This is a genomic window from Arthrobacter sp. NPDC093128, from assembly GCF_040683875.1.
GTDB lineage: Bacteria > Actinomycetota > Actinomycetes > Actinomycetales > Micrococcaceae > Arthrobacter.
Map to the genome: position 1 here is coordinate 132075 of NZ_JBFBEY010000014.1, position 19025 is coordinate 151099.

General features: G+C 68.1%; 16 protein-coding genes. 11 read left to right on the forward strand and 5 right to left on the reverse strand.

The features are described 5' to 3' along the window. Positions 1-46: 46 nt before the first annotated feature. Genes AB0N24_RS17460 through AB0N24_RS17480 form a run of 5 tightly spaced genes read left to right on the forward strand, consistent with a single transcriptional unit; the run spans position 47 to position 7390 of the window. Entirely contained in the window at positions 47-1345 is a 1299-nt protein-coding gene (locus AB0N24_RS17460) for an SWIM zinc finger family protein (RefSeq protein WP_364126862.1), read from the forward strand. Next, positions 1342-2838: a DUF5691 domain-containing protein gene (locus tag AB0N24_RS17465; protein ID WP_364126865.1), complete on the forward strand. Its 1497-nt coding sequence runs from the start codon at positions 1342-1344 to the stop codon at positions 2836-2838. The genes AB0N24_RS17460 and AB0N24_RS17465 overlap by 4 nt, the downstream gene beginning before the upstream one ends. After that, positions 2835-3944: an AAA family ATPase gene (locus AB0N24_RS17470; RefSeq protein ID WP_364126868.1), complete on the forward strand. Its 1110-nt coding sequence runs from the start codon at positions 2835-2837 to the stop codon at positions 3942-3944. Before AB0N24_RS17465 ends, AB0N24_RS17470 begins: the two co-directional genes overlap by 4 nt. A 3-nt stretch (positions 3945-3947) precedes the next feature. Next, a complete protein-coding gene (locus AB0N24_RS17475; protein WP_364126871.1) occupies positions 3948-6197 on the forward strand; it encodes a DUF5682 family protein in 2250 nt (749 codons plus the stop codon). Then, complete coding sequence (locus tag AB0N24_RS17480) at positions 6194-7390, forward strand: VWA domain-containing protein (RefSeq protein WP_364126873.1); 1197 nt, start codon at positions 6194-6196, stop codon at positions 7388-7390. The genes AB0N24_RS17475 and AB0N24_RS17480 overlap by 4 nt, the downstream gene beginning before the upstream one ends. On the opposite strand, the gene AB0N24_RS17485 is transcribed toward AB0N24_RS17480, so the two are convergent. Then, complete coding sequence (locus tag AB0N24_RS17485; protein ID WP_364126875.1) at positions 7371-8549, reverse strand: acyltransferase; 1179 nt, start codon at positions 8547-8549, stop codon at positions 7371-7373. The genes AB0N24_RS17480 and AB0N24_RS17485 overlap by 20 nt on opposite strands. 316 nt (positions 8550-8865) lie before the next feature. On the opposite strand from AB0N24_RS17485, the gene bioB reads away from it, so the two are divergent. The 6 genes from bioB (at position 8866) to AB0N24_RS17515 (ending at position 15294) form a co-directional block, all read left to right on the forward strand. After that, a complete protein-coding gene (gene bioB / locus AB0N24_RS17490; protein ID WP_364126878.1) occupies positions 8866-9888 on the forward strand; it encodes a biotin synthase BioB in 1023 nt (340 codons plus the stop codon). A 220-nt stretch (positions 9889-10108) separates the two neighbouring features. After that, a complete protein-coding gene (locus tag AB0N24_RS17495) occupies positions 10109-11470 on the forward strand; it encodes an adenosylmethionine--8-amino-7-oxononanoate transaminase (RefSeq protein ID WP_364126880.1) in 1362 nt (453 codons plus the stop codon). Beyond that, positions 11467-12651 carry an 8-amino-7-oxononanoate synthase gene (locus AB0N24_RS17500; RefSeq protein ID WP_364126882.1) on the forward strand — a complete coding sequence of 395 codons (1185 nt, stop codon included), beginning with the start codon at positions 11467-11469 and terminating at the stop codon, positions 12649-12651. Before AB0N24_RS17495 ends, AB0N24_RS17500 begins: the two co-directional genes overlap by 4 nt. Next, entirely contained in the window at positions 12648-13325 is a 678-nt protein-coding gene (gene bioD / locus AB0N24_RS17505) for a dethiobiotin synthase (RefSeq protein ID WP_364126884.1), read from the forward strand. Before AB0N24_RS17500 ends, bioD begins: the two co-directional genes overlap by 4 nt. Further along, a complete protein-coding gene (locus tag AB0N24_RS17510) occupies positions 13322-14524 on the forward strand; it encodes a cytochrome P450 (RefSeq protein WP_364126887.1) in 1203 nt (400 codons plus the stop codon). The genes bioD and AB0N24_RS17510 overlap by 4 nt, the downstream gene beginning before the upstream one ends. A 152-nt stretch (positions 14525-14676) precedes the next feature. Next, positions 14677-15294, forward strand: a complete 618-nt coding sequence (locus AB0N24_RS17515) for an NAD(P)H-binding protein (protein WP_364126951.1) — start codon at positions 14677-14679, stop codon at positions 15292-15294. Here the strand turns inward: AB0N24_RS17515 and AB0N24_RS17520 are convergent. The 4 genes from AB0N24_RS17520 to AB0N24_RS17535 form a co-directional block, all read right to left on the reverse strand. After that, complete coding sequence (locus AB0N24_RS17520; RefSeq protein ID WP_364126890.1) at positions 15291-15806, reverse strand: flavin reductase family protein; 516 nt, start codon at positions 15804-15806, stop codon at positions 15291-15293. The two genes, AB0N24_RS17515 and AB0N24_RS17520, sit on opposite strands and share 4 nt — an antisense overlap. A gap of 209 nt (positions 15807-16015) precedes the next feature. Continuing rightward, on the reverse strand, positions 16016-17077 hold the full coding sequence (locus AB0N24_RS17525; RefSeq protein ID WP_364126892.1) for an NAD(P)-dependent alcohol dehydrogenase: 1062 nt from the start codon (positions 17075-17077) through the stop codon (positions 16016-16018). A 53-nt stretch (positions 17078-17130) separates the two neighbouring features. Further along, positions 17131-18048 carry a carbohydrate ABC transporter permease gene (locus tag AB0N24_RS17530; RefSeq protein WP_364126894.1) on the reverse strand — a complete coding sequence of 306 codons (918 nt, stop codon included), beginning with the start codon at positions 18046-18048 and terminating at the stop codon, positions 17131-17133. Further along, positions 18045-19013: a sugar ABC transporter permease gene (locus AB0N24_RS17535; protein WP_364126896.1), complete on the reverse strand. Its 969-nt coding sequence runs from the start codon at positions 19011-19013 to the stop codon at positions 18045-18047. The genes AB0N24_RS17530 and AB0N24_RS17535 overlap by 4 nt, the downstream gene beginning before the upstream one ends. Between the last annotated feature and the right edge of the window lie 12 nt (positions 19014-19025).

A 19025-nucleotide genomic window follows, 5' to 3' on the forward strand; every position in this document is an offset into this window, starting at 1 on the left:
CCGTGCATCTGTTGCGGAGCCGGGGACCTCAGGCAGAATGTGCCTCATGGGGCGTTGGAGCGAGGAGAAGGTGATCAGCGCCGCGCCCGACGCATCTTCCCTGGCAGCCGCCCGAAAGCTGACCCGTCCGGGTCCATGGTCCGAAACAGGCAGCAACGACGTCCTGGTCTGGGGCAAGTGCCAGGGCAGCGGAAAGACTCCCTATCAGGTGAGCGTGGACATCGCCGCCCCCGCATACCGATGTTCGTGCCCGAGCCGGAAGTTCCCGTGCAAGCACGCGCTGGCGCTGCTTCTTCTATGGGCCCGGGAGGAATTGGCCGACGGCGGCTCGGAGACTGCCGGCTTCGCTGAGGAATGGGCCGCCCAGCGGGCGGACCGGGCGGTCGCCCGGGAGCGCCGCCAGTCGGAGCAGCAGACGGATCCGGCCGCACAGGCGAAGCGGCTCGCTGACAGGCTGGCGCTGATGGATGCGGGGATCGCCGACTTCTCCCGCTGGCTGACGGACCTTGTACGGACCGGCCTGGCCTCCGCCCGCAACCAACCGTATTCCTGGTGGGACGGCGTGGCAGGACGCTTGGTCGACGCGCAGCTGCCGGGTCTGGCCGAACAAGTACGGGCAATGGGTTCGGATGTCCACGCCCGGGCCGATTGGGCTGACCATCTGCTCCTGCGATCCGGCCGCTGGTGGGCCATGACCAAGGCCTGGAGCTTACGGGACGAACTGTCTCCCGCTGAGTTTGCCGACCTTCGGGTGGCAGCAGGGTGGGCAACGGCGTCGGCCGAGGTCCAGTCCTCAGAGGCCCTCCCCGGCCCGTGGCTGGTGCTCGGTGCCCACCGCAGTGATGACGGTCGGCTCCAGCAGCAACGTACCTGGCTGCGCGGACCCGACGGAACGGTGGTGCTGGTGCTCGATTTTGCCGCCCAGGGTGAAGCACTCGCGACACCCCAGCTCGCGGGCGCTCTGTTGGACGTCACCGTCGCACGGTATCCCGGCTCCGCACCGCAGCGGGCGATGTTCACCAGCCCGATAGCCCCGCGGGGATTGGCCGACGGCCTCGGTGAAGGCTGCAGCATTGCCCAGGCGTTGGAAATGGAATCAGCTGCGGTGGCGCTCTCGCCGTGGCGCGGGCGCCACCCTGTGCTCTTCGCCGGGGTGCGCGTCTGTCCGGGTGAGCCTGGCTGGCTGCTGGACGGTGCCGGAGACGCGCTCCCCCTGGCCGGCGCGCCCGCGGACTCCCTGCTGGCGCTGACCGGCAGCCACCCGATCCACCTGTTTGGAGAACTGGAGGACGGCCGCGTACGGCCGCTGTCCGTCGTCGTCGATGGAGCGGTGGTGACGCCATGACGTGGCCCGCAGAGCTCCGCAGCTCAGCGCTCGTCGGCACAGGGCGGCACGCGCCACCGGTTCCAGCTGCCGAGTTGGAGTTCCGCCCGCCCGATGGCCTGTCGCGCGAGGAATTGCTGCTCGACCAGGCGGCCGTGGCCGATGTCGTCACCCGCGCTGCCCGCCGCCCCGGCGTCGTGGACACTGCCCAACTGCCTGATCCGGCACCACCGGACGATACCCCGGAGGCCTCCGCTGACGCCGTGCGGCTGTTGGACCTGCTACTCAACCAGCCTCCGGTTGGTCCGGAACTACGGACGCAGCTGGTCACAGACTGGCTGCAGTTCGCGGCTGCGTCCGGACGGCGGGTTCCGCATCGGTTGCTCCCGGCACTGCTCGCCCTGGCTGACACCAAGCCAGCCGTGGCGGAGCATATGCAACTTGTCATCGGAACCCGGGGCCGCTGGCTTCAGGGCCTCAGGCAACAGGGTTCCGGGCCGAGGGGGCATGCTCCCAAAGGATCAGGTCCGCAGGCTATCGGACCGGATGCCGCGACGACGCACGACTGGGCCGAGCTGACGATGGCTGACGCAACAGCCGAACTGGAACGGCTCCGGCGCAGGGACCCGGCGGCCGCACGCCGGCTGCTACACGCGTACTGGGACGCCCTCAGCGCCCGGGAACGAGCCGCCCATCTGGCCGCGTTCGCGATCAACCTCGAACCCGCCGACGAAGACCTGCTCGAAATTGCGCTGGACGACAAGGCAAAGAGCGTGCGGGACCTCGCCGCCGACCTCCTTGGCCGGCTCCCCACGAGTGCCCGCGCCAACCGCATGGCAACGCGGCTGAGGCCCCTGCTGCGCGTCAAGGGGTTACTGCGCAAGCAGTTCGAGATCGACCTGCCACCGGATCCGGACGCCGCAGCCCTGCGGGACGGGATTGCCCGGGCTCCGCGCACCGGCGAACCTGACCGGCTGGGCCGGCTGGACACGATCATCCGCGGTGCGCCGCTCGACGTCTGGACAACTGTCTCCGGCCGCAGCCCGGCAGCAATCCTGGCAATGCTTGACGGCGAACCACGTGTGATCGACGCACTTGTCGCCGCCGCCGCCCTCCGGGCCGACACCGTGTGGGTGCGCGCACTGCTCGATCTCCGCACCGACGCGCGGCTGCTGGGTTGCCTGCCGGCAGCCGAACAGGAGGACGCGCTCCTGCGCCACATCCGCAGCGGCACGGCACAGCCTATGGCGCTGGTCCCCTTGCTGCGCGAGCTGCCGAGGCCGTGGGGCGCGCCCTTGGCCGCCGCGGTCCTCGAGCTGCTCACGGCAAAGAACGGCGGCCAGCTCACCGCAATGGTGTCGGGATTCCTGCCGACGGCCCTGCCGCCCGGCACCGCAGATCAGTGCCGCCGCCTGCTGCAACGTTCCGACGACGACGCCCCCCGGCGCCGCGTGTTTCGTGACGTTGTGCAATACCAATCGTTCCGACAATCGCTGACGGAGGCCTTCCAATGACCGATGCCCAGACTGCTGCCCCGGAGATTCTCCGCGCCCACGCGGAAACCGCCTACGCCGGAGAACTCCAGGCCCTGGCCGCCGTTGACGATCGACCCCGGCCGCCGAGCTGGCGGCTGTCCCCCAGGGCGGTGGCCACTTACATCCTTGGCGGCACGCTGCCGGACGGCACGCAGGTCAGCCCGAAATATCTGGGATCGTCCCGGCTGGTGGAAATCGCCGTGGCGTCGCTTGCCACTGACCGGGGCCTGTTGCTGCTCGGCGTTCCGGGGACTGCCAAGACCTGGCTGGGCGAGCATCTGGCGGCGGCGATCTCGGGCACCTCGACGTTGGTGGTGCAGGGCACCGCGGGCACTCCCGAAGAGGCGTTGCGGTACGGCTGGAACTACGCGCGGCTGCTCGCCGACGGCCCTTCCCGGGCGGCCCTGGTGGCCGGGCCGGTGATGCGGGCCATGGAGTCCGGCAGCCTGGTGCGGGTGGAAGAACTCACCCGGATCCCGTCTGACGTGCAGGATTCCCTCATCACGATCATGAGCGAGAAGACCCTGCCCATCCCCGAACTCAACGCGGAGGTGCAGGCGATCAAGGGATTCAACGTCATTGCCACAGCGAACAACCGCGACAAGGGCGTCAACGACCTGTCATCGGCGCTGCGCCGCCGGTTCAACACCGTGGTGCTGCCGCTGCCCGACAGCCTGGACCAGGAGGTCGAGATCGTCACCACCCGCGTGCGGAGCCTTGGGGCAGCACTCGAGCTCCCGGCCGACCTTGCGGCACTCTCTGAGATCCGCCGGGTGGTCACGGTGATGCGGGAGCTGCGCGCCGGCCTCACCCAGGATCAGCGGACCACCCTCAAATCGCCATCGGCAACCCTGTCCACGGCAGAAGCGATCTCGGTCATGACGAATGGCCTGTCCCTGGCAGCCCACTTCGGTGACGGCAGCGTCCGCGCCGCGGACGTAGCGGCGAGCCTGGTCGGCGCGGTGGTCAAGGATCCGGTCCAGGACCGGGTGATCTGGCAGGAGTACCTGGAAACCGTGGTCCGCAACCGGCCGGAATGGAAGGACCTCTACCGGGCCTGCCGCGACCTCGAGTCCGCGAACTGATCAATGACAGACGTCCACGTCCTGGGAATCCGGCACCATGGGCCGGGTTCGGCGCGCTCGGTGGCCGAGGCCCTGGCGACCCTCCGGCCTGACCTGGTGCTGATCGAGGGCCCGCCCGAACTCGACCAGGTTGTCCCGCTGGTCTCTGATCCGGCGATGGTCCCGCCCGTGGCGGCACTCATCTACGCGGCCGATCAGCCCAGGCTGGCCTCGTTCTACCCTTTGGCGGAGTTTTCCCCGGAGTGGGTGGCATTCCGCTGGGCTGCGTCGACGGGAACCCCCGTGCGGACGATCGACCTGCCGGCAGCAAACAGCTTCGCGCTGCACACAGCAGTGGACGACGCCGAACCCGCTGCTCCGCCGCAACAGCCCTACCGGCCGGATGCCATTGCGATGCTGGCCCAGGCAGCCGGGTACAGCGACGCGGAGCGCTGGTGGGAGGACGCGGTCGAGCACCGCATTGCCGACCCACTCGACAGGTTCGCGGCCATTACCGAAGCCATCGCGGAGATCCGCGCCGTTGACAACCGGCCGGCCGACCACGCGGACGTCGCCGAGAACAATCGGCGCGAAGCTGCGATGCGGCGGCTGCTGCGTGCCGCCATCCGCGACGGGCACGCGCGGATCGCCGTGGTGTGCGGGGCCTATCACGCCCCCGCGCTGGTTCCGGCGAGCTTTCCTCCGGCGGCGGCGGACAACAAGGTGCTGGCCGGTTTGCCCAAGATCAGGGTCGCCGTCACGTGGGTGCCGTGGACGTCGGGTCGGCTCAGCCTGCAAACCGGATACGGGGCGGGCGTCACGGCGCCTGGCTGGTACCAGCACCTCTTCGCCCACTGGACTGCCAATGACTCCACGGCTGATGTGGCCACCACGTGGCTGGTCCGGGTCGCGCAAACCCTGCGCCGGGAAAACCTCGACGCCTCGACGGCTTCCGTGGTGGAGGCCAGCCGGCTGGCCAGCGCCCTGGCCGCCGTCCGCGGCCGCCCCAGCCCGGGCCTGACGGAGCTGGACGATGCCGCGCAAGCTGTTCTCTGTGACGGTTCACCGCTCCCACTGGCACTCGTGCACCGCGAGCTCACCGTCGGCGACGAACTGGGAAGCGTGCCGGAGTCAACGCCCACCGTCCCGCTGGCCGCTGACCTCGCCGCGACCCAGCGTCGCCTGCGCCTGCAGCCCAGCGTGCTGGAAGAGTTCCTGACAATCGACCTCCGCAAACCGAACCAGCTGGCCCGTTCGGTCCTGCTGCACCGGCTGGCACTGCTCGGTGTTGATTGGGGCACACCTGCCGACACCGGGCGTACCACCGGCACGTTCAAGGAGGCCTGGATCCTCCTCTGGCAGCCGGAACTCGCCGTCGCAGTGGTGGACGCCAGCCGCTACGGCACCACCATCGCTACGGCGGCGGCGACGTGGGTGGCGGAACACGCCCAGGCCGCGGGCAGCCTGGCCGACCTCAGCGAACTGCTCGCCAACTGCCTGCTCGCGGACCTGCCGGACGGAATCAACGCCGTCGTGTCGGTACTGGCCGAGCGAACCGCAGTGCAGCAGGATGTGGTCCCGCTGCTGGAAACGATAGCCCCGCTTGCCCGGACCTGCCGGTATGGCAATGTGCGCGGTGTGGACGTCACGGGCGTACAGCGGATCCTCGACGCGACGGTGGTGCGGGCCTGCGTCGGCCTGCCTACCGCCTGCGCCGGACTGGACGATGCCGCCGCGACAGCCATGCGGCGCGCCATCGACTCGGCGCAATACGGCCTGTCATTGCTGCCGGAGCTGCCCCTGGACGACTGGCACCGGGCCTTGGCCGCCGTCGCCGGTTCAGACCGGATCCACGGGTCCGTCGCCGGACGGGCCACGCGGCTGCTGATGGACGCGGGCCTGGTGGAGCGGGATGAGGTCGCGGCCAGGCTCAGCCGCCGGCTCTCGGTCGCCACGCCGGCGCCCGAGGCCGCCGCCTGGCTGGACGGACTCCTGTCCGGTGACGCGGTGCTGCTGATTCATGACCAGCACCTCCTGGAGCTCGTCGACGACTGGGTCGCCGGTGTGCGGGACGAGGTCTTCGACGACGTCCTGCCCCTGCTGCGCAGGACATTCTCCGCCTTCAGCCGTCCGGAGCGGCGGGAGATCGGCGAGCAGGTGAGCCGAGGACGCGGGCCCGCGCAAAGCCCGGGCGCCACCGCGCTTGAGATAAGAGGCGCGGGCCCTGCGATCCGCACGATGGCCAGGTATCTGGGATGGGAGGCGATAGCGTGACCGACCCGAACCCGGATCGAGGTGACGGCCGCGACCGGCTCAGCCGCTGGCGACTGGTGCTCGGCGGGCACGAAGCCGACGGCATCGTCACGGACGGTGGTCGAAGCGTGGAGCTCTCGGCCGCTGACGCCCGCCGTGACAAGGCCCTGGAGGACCTGTACGGGGCCCCGAAAACGGGACCCGGCGGCCTCGGTGCTTCCAGCCCACGGGTGGCCCGGTGGCTCGGGGACATTCGCGGCTATTTCCCGTCCACCGTGGTCCAGGTGATGCAGGCCGACGCCATGGACCGGCTCGGCCTGCGGCAGCTTCTCCTCGAACCGGAGACGCTCCGCACGGTGCAGCCTGATATCGGACTGGTCAGCACCCTCGTCGGGCTCGGCCGCGTTATCCCCGAGCATTCCCGCGAGACCGCCAGGGCGGTGGTCCGGCAGGTGACCAGCGAATTGGAGGACCGCCTGCGCGCTAAGACGGTTCAGGCTGTCTCCGGGGCATTGAACCGCGCGGCACGCACCCGGCGGCCCCGGCATCGGGATATCGACTGGAACCGCACCATCGCCGCGAACCTTAAGAACTACCAGCCCGACTTTCGCACCGTGGTGCCCGAGCGGCTGGTCGGCTACGCCCGGCGCAGCACCGAGGTGCAGCGCGAGATCATCCTGTGCATCGACCAGTCCGGTTCGATGGCCGAATCTGTGGTGTATTCCAGCGTGTTCGGGGCGGTGCTCAGCTCACTGCGGTCCGTACGCACCCGGCTCGTGGTCTTTGACACCGAGGTGGTGGACCTGACTGATGACATGGATGATCCGGTGGATGTGCTCTTTGGCGTGCAACTCGGCGGCGGCACGGACATCAACCGGGCACTCGCCTACTGCCAATCTCAGATCACCCAACCGACAGAGACCATTCTGGTCCTGATCAGCGATCTCTACGAGGGCGGAATTGCCGAGGAGATGCTGCGGCGGGCCGCCGCAATCGTCGGATCGGGAGCCACCTTGATTGCCCTACTGGCCTTGAGCGACAGCGGTCATCCGACGTTCGACTCGAACCATGCCGCGGCCCTCGCTGGAATCGGTGTCCCGGCATTCGCCTGCACCCCGGATCTGTTTCCCGAGCTGATGGCCGCCGCGATCGAACGCCGGGACGTCAGCGAATGGGCCGCCTCGCACGACATCGCTACGAGCCACGAAGAGTAGTGGCGGCGTCCGCCCTTGCCTCGTAGTACGTGTCGAAGCGGTCGCGCCCGATGCGTCCCAGCTTTTCGACGGTGTGCCAGCTGATGACGGCCAGCAGTAGGGTCAGCAGGGTTGCGGTCACGGCGACGAGGGGCGGCAGGTCGGCCGTTGATCCGTCGTTGAGCCAGAGGATCACGATGTAGTTCCAGAGGTACGCCGCATAGGAAACCATGCCCAGGAGCTGCAGCGCCCGCGTCCACTTGGGCATGGCGCGCGTCCGGGAGGCGGCCAGTATTACGAGGACGGCGGCCGCAGCCATGGCCAGCGGGCCGCCAACGAAGAAGAAGGCCGGCGATTCGTTGGCCCTGGGGACGAACACCAACGCGGCCAGAACAAGGATCGAGCCCAGCAAGGCCACCAGTCTGCGCCGGCGGCCGGAGAACCAGCTGAACATCCGCACCCTGTAGAGGCGCAGTGCCGAACCAATGATCAGCCCAAGACCCCACGTCGTCGGAAGCGCGTAGACCAGGGAATGAAGGTTCGGAGCCAGGACAAGCATCGCCAGCACGCTCGCAGTCATCAGAGAGTAGACGACGGCGGCTGACCAGCCGATCAGCCGTCCCTGGCGGCTTTTCCGGAGGGCGATGACCAGCAGTGCCGGCCAGATCAGGTAGAACTGTTCTTCCACCGCCAGCGTCCAGAGCGGTCCGATGGCCATGCTGACGTCGAAGGGCAGCGGCAGGTCTTTGAGGTAGCCGAAACCGGCGAGGAGTGTGTAGCCGATGATTCCCTTGGAACGGTCCCCTAGCACATCGGCCGTCAGTTCCACGATGGCGTAGACACCAAGGAAGGCGACAAGTGCCGGCAACAGGCGGAAGGCCCGGTGCGCGTAAAAGCGGCCGTAACGGACTTTGCGATGTTGTTCGACGTCCCTGATCAGCACACCTGTGATCAGGTAACCGCTCAGCACGAAGAAGGCAATGACACCGACAATTCCTGCTCCTTGAAATACCCCGGGCCATGAATGTCCCATCAGAACCGCACCGACGGCGGCGCCGCGCAGGACATCGAGGCCGTCCAGCCTTTGCCGCGCAGGAGCTTGTCCGGCGCCCTGTCCCGAGCTCTGTCCGGTGCTCTTCCCGGCGGCCGTCTCGACGGTTCCACCAACCAGCAACGTCATATGCCTCCGTGGCTATCTCTGGCCGGTTTCAACGTCAGCTGAATCAGGGCAAGAACCGGCACTTGCCTGTTGACATGAATTCTGAGTCCGGGCCCCCAGGCCACGCGACTTCTCCCAGTATTCCCTGCCCGGCTGGACGAATCCTGACATTCGGCCGGTGGAGGCTCCGACGGGCGCACACACACGGGCCGCAGGATGGTCCGTCTAAAGTCACGTTCCCCTCATTGTCGGGACCCGACAAAATCTTGCCGCCAACGGGGAACTAGCGTCGGTTCGGAGGAATATCCGCAACTTACGCAGCGCAAAGGACCCATCAATGACGATTCAGGCAAACCTCCCCACAACGTACGAGATCCTGGAAACCGCCCGCCGGCAGGTCCTCGAGGACGGCATCGGCCTGACTCAGACGCAGCTCGAGGAAGTGCTCCGGCTCCCGGACGACGCACTGCCCGCGGCCCTCGAACTTGCCCACCAGGTCCGGCTGAAGCACTGCGGCGAGGACGTCGAAGTGGAGGGCATCATCTCCATCAAGACCGGCGGCTGCCCCGAGGACTGCCACTTCTGCAGCCAGTCCGGCCTGTTCGACTCCCCCGTCCTCGGCGTCTGGCTCGACATCCCCGAGCTCGTCAAAGCGGCCAAGGAAACCGCCGCCACCGGGGCCACCGAGTTTTGCATCGTCGCCGCCGTCCGCGGACCCGACATCAAACTGATGAACCAGATCAAGTTCGCCATCGACCGCATCAACGAAGCCGTGGAGATCAACATCGCCTGCTCCCTGGGCATGCTGACCCAGCGCCAGGTGGACCAGCTCGCCGAATGGGGTGTGCACCGCTACAACCACAACCTCGAAACCGCCCGCAGCTACTTCCCCGACGTCGTCACCACCCACAGCTACGAAGAACGCCTGGACACCTGCAACATGGTCAAGGCCGCCGGCATGGAACTGTGCTGCGGTGCCCTGATCGGGATGGGCGAATCCCTGGAGCAGCGCGCCGAACTCGCCGCCCAGCTCGCCGCGCTGGAACCGCACGAAGTCCCGCTGAACTTCCTCAACCCCCGCCCCGGCACACCGCTGGAAAACCAGGGCATCATGGACGGCAAGGACGCCCTCCGCGCGATCGCCGCGTTCCGCCTTGCCATGCCCCGCACCGTGCTGCGCTACGCCGGCGGCCGGGAACTGACCCTGGGGGACCTCGGCACCCGCGAAGGCCTCATGGGCGGCATCAACGCCGTCATCGTCGGCAACTACCTCACCACCCTGGGCCGCCCGGCCACCGCAGACCTGAACCTGCTCGTCGAACTGAACATGCCCATCAAGGAACTCCAGAAAACGCTATGAACCGGGTCTCGACGAGCGCAACCACCGCTGAGTTCTGCGGGCACTGCGGTGAACCGTCCGACGGCGGCACCGGCCCGGCGTCGGACATTCACCACCGCTGCGGCGAACGCCTCGCGATGGAGCCGCCGCGGTACTGCGCCGCCTGCCGGCGGCGGATGAAAGTCCAGGTCACACCAACAGGTTGGTCAGCGGAATGCTCCCGCCACGGGGTGCTTGCACCATGAGGCAGGATTCGGAGCTGCCGGGCCTGATCCAGCGGGACCGCGCGCGGTTGTGGCACCCGTACGCATCGGCGTCCCCGGAGCTCCCGCTCTGGGAGGTCGAGGCGGCCGACGGCGTCCGGCTGCAGCTTCGGGGCGAGGACGGCGAACGCCACGAGGTGGTTGATGCGATGTCCTCGTGGTGGTCGGTGATCCACGGCTACCGGCACCCGGTGCTGGACGCCGCCGCGCGGCGGCAGCTGGAGAGTTTCAGCCATGTGATGTTCGGCGGGCTCACGCATGCTCCGGCGGTGGAATTGGCCGAGCGGCTCGTGGGCATGGCCCCTTCCGCGCCGGGGCGGCCGGCCTTGGAACGGGTGTTCCTCGCGGACTCGGGTTCGGTGGCCGTGGAGGTTGCGCTGAAGCTGGCGGTGCAGTTCCAGACCGCGTCAGGCAGGCCCACCAGGCAGCGGTTCCTGAGTGTCCGTGGCGGATACCACGGCGACACGTTCGCGGCGATGGGGGTCTGCGATCCCGTGGACGGCATGCACTCCGCGTTCCCGGGGATGCTGGCCGGCAATGTCTTTGCTCCGCGTCCGCCGGCCGCCGCTTCCGCGACCCCGGAAACCGTGCAGGCGTGGGCATCCGACCTCGCGGACATCGCGGCTATGCATTCCGGGGACCTGGCAGCGATCATCGTCGAACCGGTCCTGCAGGGTGCCGGCGGGATGCACGCCTACCCGCCCGCATGCCTGACAGTACTGCGGGAGGTGGCGGACCGGCACGGGCTGCTCCTCATCTTCGATGAGATCGCAACGGGCTTCGGGCGCACCGGGGAGTTGTTCGCGGCCGATCATGCCGGCGTCGTGCCGGACATCATGTGCGTCGGCAAGGCCCTGACCGGCGGGTACCTGACGCTGGCCGCCATGCTCTGCACGGCAGACGTGGCCGCGACAGTCTCCAACGGCGAGGCCGGGGCGCTGCTGCACGGTCCCACCTTTATGGGGAACCCGCTGGCGTGTGCGGTGGCCAACGCCAGCCTCGGCATCATCGACGACGGCGGCTGGCGGGCCGACGTCGGGCGGATCGGCGCCGGCCTCGAATCGGGGCTATCCCCCGCCCTGGAGCTTGAGGCTGTCCGGGCGGTCCGCACCATCGGTGCCGTCGGAGTCATCGACCTGCACGACGCCGTCGACGTCACGGCGGTCACCACCGCAGCCATCCGGAACGGGGTCTGGGTCCGGCCGTTCCGGAACCTCGTATACACCATGCCCCCGTACGTCAGCACCGCAGCGGACATTGAGCAGATCACCGCTGGCATGACGGCGGCCGTCGCCGAAGTCCATGAGCGCGTCCCGACAGGATTGGGAGGACCGGCATGAGCACCTCGATGGCACAGTGGCTCGAGCGGCAGGCCGCAGTCCGGGAGCGCCGGGGCCTGGTCCGCAGCCCGCTCCCCCGCACCGCGGACGAACGGTTCATCGATTTGGCCAGCAACGACTATCTGGGCCTCGCGGCGGACGCCCGGGTTGCCCAGGCTGCTGCGGCCGCCGTTTCGGTGTGGGGCGCGGGTGCCACGTCCTCGCGCCTGGTGGCCGGAACCACGCGGCTGCATCTGGACCTCGAGCAGGAACTCGCCATGCTGGCCGGGATGGAGACGGCGCTGGTGTTCTCCTCCGGCTATCTGGCCAACATCGGCGTGATCACGGCGCTCGGGGGCCCCGGGACCCTGATCGTCGCGGACGAACACTGCCACGCCTCGATGATCGATGGATTCAGGCTCAGCCGCTCCCGCACCGAATCGTTCACCCACAACGGCGTGGAGGAGGCGGGCCGGCTGCTTGCGGGCCGGCCGGAACCGCGCGCGCTGATCGCCGTCGAATCCCTCTACAGCGTCCTGGGCGACGAAGCCCCGCTCGCTGCCCTGCTGGCCCTGGCCGAGGAACACGACGCCGTGCTGCTCATCGACGAAGCGCACAGCCTCGGCGTCACCGGCACCGGTGACTTCCAGGGACGCGGCTCGGTGGCCGGGACAGACCTTGCCGGGCATCCGAACGTGATCGTGACGGCCACGCTGTCCAAGGCCCTGGGCAGCCAGGGCGGCGCCGTTCTGGGATCCGCCCTCCTGCGGGAACACCTCGTCAACCGGGCCCGGAGCTTCATCTTCGACACCGGCCTGGCGCCTGCCGCTGCCGCAGCGGCCCTCGCCGCAGTGCGGATCATCCGGGAAGAGCCCTGGCGGGCGGGAGCCGTCCGTAGCAACGCTGCGGCGCTGGCCGCCGGGCTCGCCCCTGCCCTTGCGGCCAGCGGCACTGCCGCCGACCGGGCCGCCGTCGAGCAATCAGCGGGGGCCGTGCAGTCCATTGCCATGCCGTCCGCCGAAGCAGCGCTGGCGGCTGCCGGTGCCGCACGTGCGGCCGGCGTCCGGGTTGGCTGCTTCCGTCCGCCGTCCGTTCCCGACGGAATTTCACGGCTGCGGCTCACCGCCCGCGCCACCCTTACACCCGAGGAAATCGAAGACAGCTGCGCAGTGCTGCGCGGCATTTTGGAGGAGCTTCCATGAACCTGCCCGGCATCATCCTGGTCACCGGAACGGACACCGGCGTCGGCAAAACGATGACGACGGCGGCCCTCGCCGCCGTCCTCCACGGAACGGGGCGCAGCGTCGCAGTGTACAAACCGTGCCAGTCAGGAGCCGCCGACGGCGATTCCGACGCGGCCGAAATTGTCCGGCTCGCCGGCGCCGTGACGGCTGAAACCGGAGTCGTCCTGCAGCAACCCCTGGCGCCCGTCGCTGCGGCCGCCGTCGACCGAACAGCGCTCCCCGGCGTGGCTGCCCACGCCGCGAAGGTCCGCGCGCTGGCCGGGTGCCACGATCACGTCCTGGTTGAGGGCGCAGGCGGCCTGCTGGTGGAACTGGATTCCGACGGCGGCACCCTGGCGGACCTCGGATCGGTCCTGGCAGCCGCGTTCGTGCTCGTCGCGCGGCCGGCCCTCGGCACCCTGAACCACACGGCCTTGACCCTCGAGGCGCTGGACGCCCGGGACCTGCAGGTCCTTGGGGTGGTCCTCGGTAGCTGGCCGCCCATTCCGGATGTTGTGCACCACAGCAACCGGCAGGTGCTCGGATCGCTGCGGGTGCCTTTCCTCGGCGCCCTCCCTGAGCAGGCCTCGGGACTGTCCCCGGCGGATTTCCGCGCCGGCGCAGCTGCCTGGCTGAACGGCCTGCCCGCATGAACCCGGCGATGGCGGCCGGACCCGCGGAGATGCTGGTGCCGGCGGGGCCGGCAGAGACGGAGACCCCGGGACAGACTGCCGGCGCCGGCCAGGCGCGGTGCCCGTACCTCGTGGTGCGTGACCCGGACGCGGTCCGTGAGGTGCTGCACCGTCCTGCCGACTTCAGCCCCGGCAATGCCCTGGTCGCGGTCACGCCACTGGAAGGACCGGCCCTGCGAGTGCTGCAGCGCGTGGGCTTTGCGTTGCCGCCTGTGCTGGCGAGCAACGACACGGGCGCGCACGCCGGGATCCGCAAGGTGGTAGCGGGCTATTTCACACCAGCCACAGTCGCCGCCATGGAGCCGCGGATCCGGGAACTGGCCCGGGAAGCAGCAGGGAACGCCGCGGACCGGCTCGACTCTTCCGGCCACGTGGACCTGGTGCTGACGGTCGCGGCGATTCCGCCGGCAGTCGTGATGCTCGAACTCCTCGGACTGCCCGTCCGGGATCTTGCGGACCTCAAGCGGTGGGGCCTTGACTCCATGGAGCTGTTCTGGGGCTGGCCCGACGCGGACCGGCAACTCGAACTGGCCCACAGCGCCGCAGGTTTCTACGTCTGGCTGCGGAAGCTGGTTAAAGAATCCCTGGCGGCCCCCGGACGCAACCTGTTCAAATCCCTGGCCGACCACGGGCTGTCCACGCCGGAGATGTGTTCGCTGGGCTACTTCCTGCTGATCGCCGGACAGGAAACCACCACCCAGCTGATCAGCACCACCCTGTTCCGGCTCCTCGAAGGGTCCGGCCCTGTCGGCTGGAACGAGGCCGCGACCGAAACAGGCTCCAGGACCATGGTCCGGCACGTACTCACCACCGAATCGTCCGTCCCCACCTGGCGCCGCGTGGCAGCCCACGACACCAACCTCGGTGACGCCCCGATCCGTGCCGGCACCGAAATCCTCCTCGAACTGAGCGGCAATCCCATTACTTCACCGGACGGGAACGGACAATCCACGGCCTACGGCATGGTGTTCGGCTCCGGCATCCACCGCTGCCTCGGGGCCAAGCTCGCGGAACTGGAGGCAGCCGTCACCATCCAGGAAACCGCTGCAGCACTGCCCGGAATCCGGCTGCGGGACCACACGCCCGAATGGATCCGGCTGCTGTCCTTCCAGGCCCCGCGGACAGTCACGGTGACGGACAGGCCACGCTCCGGACGATGAGCATCCCCGAATTCGACCACCGTTGCGCGACGGCAGTTACCGGGCGCGCGCCACCCGTTATTCTTCGATCTCCCCGCCGAACACGCGCAGGTGCAGCTTGCACCGCCAGGCGCATCCAGAGGGGCTTGCGGCTTCAACCCCCGTGAGTAGATCTGCTTAGGCAGGGTGTCCGCGGGTCGACTGCACTGGAGGCGACGATGGACGGCGCCGACAGCGTGATCACCACGGCTGCCGGTTACACGCGGCACAGCAAAGGCGACACCCCTCAAATAGACACCGTAGGCAATAGCAACCTCGCCGAAGCTGCCGGCCGCACCCGCGTTCGCAGATTCGTGCTGACGAGCATCCTCACCTGTGACCAGACGCTGCACGTTCCGCATTTCTGGCATAAGAAGCTGGCCGAGGACCGGCTCGAGGAACTCGGCGTCCCGTTCGTGGCGCTGCGTCCGGGGGCATTCCTTGACCAGGTCACCCGTTTCGGTGGCGACCCGTTCAGCAAAGGGCGCCTCACGTGGCTCGGGTCCTCGCGCGTACCGTTGACCTTCGTCCTCACAGCCGACCTCGCCGGCTACCTGGCTGCGGCAACAGACGCGGTGGGCATCGACGGGCAGCGCATCGATATCGGCTGGGACCGGCCGGTCAGCATGCAGGAAGTCGCCCGGATTTCCGGCAGGCTCCTGGCACCGGACACGCAGTCAAACAGTAGAGCCATGAGGCAACACCGGCAACGTCCAGACCGTCCAACTGTTGCCGGGCGCAACCATCGTTAGGCCGCGCTCTCCAGCGCCCCGGCCCGGGACTGCACACCGAAGTAGTCGCCCTTGAAGAAGACTAGCGGTTCCGCACCTGCCCTGGCGCTCAGTGCCCGGACGGCGGCGACCACAATGGTGTGGTCGCCGCCGTCGTATTCCGCGTGCAGTTCGCAGTCCACCCAGGCCAGGGCCTGGTCCAGCACCGGGTTGCCCAGCGGTGATAGCGAATAATCAACGCCGGCGAACTTGTCGGTCCCGGAACGGGCGAACTGGCCCGCCAGGTGCTGGTGTTCGGCCGCCAGGATGTTCACAGTGAACCGTCCTGCTGCCCGCAGCAGCGGCCATGTACTCGAGGTCCGTGCCGGGCTGAACGTAACGAGCGCCGGTTCCAGCGACAGCGACGAGAACGACTGGCAGGTGAAGCCGGCCGGGCCGTCCTTGGTTGCGGCGGTGATCACGGTCAGGCCGGTCGCGAAATGACCCAGGATGGTGCGAAGTCGGCGCGGGGTGAGGTCAGAATGTTCCGTCATGGCGGGTCCTTTCGAGCTGGTCCACCTAATCAACCACCCTGCTTACCGGTTCCCAACGCCGGATGAAACGAACGGACGCGCGGGGAAACACGGGTTCACCCTCCGAAGCATGGCGTAAGAAAACACACCCGCCTGCTGGGACCTCCGGTCACATCGCCATCTCCTCCGGATGGCGGGGTCGCTGATGATGTCGACGAGCGATTCGCCGATCAGCGGCCCGGGTAGACCACTGCTTTGAGCTGCCCGGCCTGCTTGCCGGCTTTGAGCGCTTCTTCGGACTCGGCGAGGGAGAACTTGCCGGTCACCAGGATGTCCAGGTCCACCTTCCCGTCCGCGATGAGCTGGATGGCCAGCGGCCAGGTGTTCGTGTAGCGGAACACGCCGGAGAGCCAGATCTCCCGGTTCTGGATGTACGAGACGGGGAGTTCGACGTCGTCCGCCCCTAGTCCCACGAGGATGACCCTGCCGGCGGGCCCGACGGCCCTGATCCCGGACCGGACCGCCTGAGGGGCGCCGGAGGCGTCAATGAACGCATCGACGTCGAGCCCTTCCACACTGTCCGTCCTGGCGTTGAGCGCGTGTGTGGCGCCGTGTGCCAGGGCGAACGCGAGCCGGTCCTCGGAGATGTCACTGATGTAGATTTCGGTGGCGCCGAACGCGCGGGCGGCCTGGGCGGCGATGATGCCAATCGGCCCGGCGCCGGCGATCAGGACCCGGCTGCCGGGCTTGATGTCGGCGCGCTCGCAGGCCCAGAGGCCCACGGAGAGCGGCTCGATGAGGGCGGCCGCTTCGTCGCTGACGCTGTCCGGGATGTCGTAGGCGAAATCGCTCTGGATGGTCACGTATTCGGCGAAGGCGCCATCGATCGGCGGGGTGGCGTAGAACTCTATGTCCGGGCACAGGTTGTAGCGGCCGGCCTTGCACTGCTTGCATGTGCGGCAGGGACGCTGCGGTTCGACGGCGACACGGTTGCCGATGCGGGCAGGGTCAACGGCGCTTCCGACGGCGGCGATCCGGCCGGAAAATTCGTGGCCGAGGATCAGCGGGTGGTCCACCACGAAGTCGCCGATCCGGCCATGCTCGTAGTAGTGCACGTCGCTTCCGCAGACGCCGACGGCGGCGACCTGGACCAGGACCTGGTCGGCGTCGAGCTGCGGCAGGGGCAGGGATTCCATAGCCATGTCGCCCTGGCGCTTCAGGATGGAGGCGCGCATGGTGGTTGGCAGTTCAGGCTGTCCGAGGGCCCGGGACTGGGCGGTTGATGTTGTCATCGAGGTAATCCTTTTAAGAGATAGGAAGTGGCGGGGCCAGCTACTCGACGGCGCTATTTCACGGCGCCAAGCGAGAGGCCCTGGACGAGCTTGTCCTGGGCGGCGAAACCGGCGAACAGCACCGGGAGGGAGATCACGACGGCCGCCGCGCAGACCTTGGCGAGGAAGAGGCCCTGGCCCGAGACGAAGCCCGTCAGGAAGACCGGGGCGGTGCCTGCCACCACGCCGGTGAGGACCCGGGCCAGGAGCAGTTCGTTCCAGCTGAAGATGAAGCAGATCAGGGCCGTGGCGGCGATGCCCGGCATCGCGACCGGGGCGATGATCTTGCGGAGGGTCAGGAGAAGGTTGGCGCCGTCAATCTGGGCGGCTTCCAGCATCTCGACCGGTACTTCTGCGAGGAACGAACGCATCATCCAGACTGCGATGGGGAGGTTCATGGAGGTGTACATCAGGATCAGGAACCAGATGTTGTCCAAGGCCCCGACCGTCCTGGCGAACAGGTAGAGCGGCAGGATCGCCGCCACCACCGGCATCATTTTCGTGGAAAGGAAGAAGAACATCACGTCGGTCCACTTCTTCACCGGCCGGATGGACAGGGCATACGCCGCGGGAATGGCCAGTACCAGGACGAGGACCGTGGACAGGACCGAAGCGGTGGCGGAGTTGATCAGCGACGGCCACGGGCTGACGCCGGACGTTTCCCCGAAAAACTCCCTGTACGCGTCCAGGGTGAGGTTCGCGGCGATGGACGGCGGGTTGGTGGCTGCGTCGGTTTCCGAGTGGAAGGAGGTCAGGATCATCCACACGACGGGGGCGGCGAACAGCAGGGCCAGCAGCCAGGCGGCGAGTCCGGCGGCGGTGTTGTTGCGGGTGGGGTCCATGCGTGACTTGCCGCGCCGGAGTGGTGCAGTTGTTGAGCTGGCACGTGCGGGGGCTGTTTTGCGTGGTGCGGCAGGAGTGAGCGTGCTCATCGTGCTGCCTCCTTCTTGAAAAGGGAAAAAACGGTGCGGAGGGCGAAAGTGGCCACAACGATGGTGCCGATGACCACCACGACGCCGGCGGCGGACGCCAGGCCGTATTCGTTGGCGAAGTAGAACGTCTGGTAGATGGCGTAGGGCAGGTTGGCGGTGCCCAGTCCCCCTGCGGTAAGGGTGAAGACGGCATCGAAGTTCTGCACGATGTAGATGGCTCCGAGCAGGCCGCCCAGCTCCAGGTACTGGCGCAGGTGCGGCAGCGTGAGGTGCCTAAAGACGGCCCACGGCGTGGCGCCGTCCATCTGGGCCGCTTCGACGGTGTCCATGGGACGGGACTGCAAGCCGGCGAGCAGGATGAGCATCATGAACGGCGTCCACTGCCAGACCAGCGACACGATGACGGCCATCATCGGTGCCTGGGACAGGAGGTCCAACTGGGGCGCAGTGTCATTGCCGAAGAGGGACCAGACCCAGGTCAGGATGCCGTTGATCAGCCCGTAGGTGGGGTTGAGCAGGGCATGCTTCCAAATGAGGGCCGCGGCTACGGGCACCACGAGGAACGGTGCGATCAGCAGGGTCCGGGCCAGTCCGCGGCCGATGAACTTCTTGTCCAGCAGCAGTGCCAGGCCCAACCCGATGACCAGGCTGGCCAGGACCACGGAGACGGTGAGGAGGATGGTGGTGAAGATCGCCTGGCGCAGATCCGGGTCCGTGAGCACCGTGGCGTAGTTCTCCAACCCGGCGAAGGCGGTCTTGTCAGGGCTCAGGCTGTTCCAGTTCAGGAACGAGATGATCAGCGTCACCACGAACGGAAGCTGGGTGACGATGATGAGGAAGATCAGGGCCGGAAGCAGCGGCGCACGCCGTGCCCAGGCCAGGGCGCGTTCCCGCGACCGGCTGTCTCGTGAAGGTTTGGCTGCGTTGCGTCCCGGGCGGGAGATGCGCGCCGTTGCGGTAGTCATGATGTTCTCCTG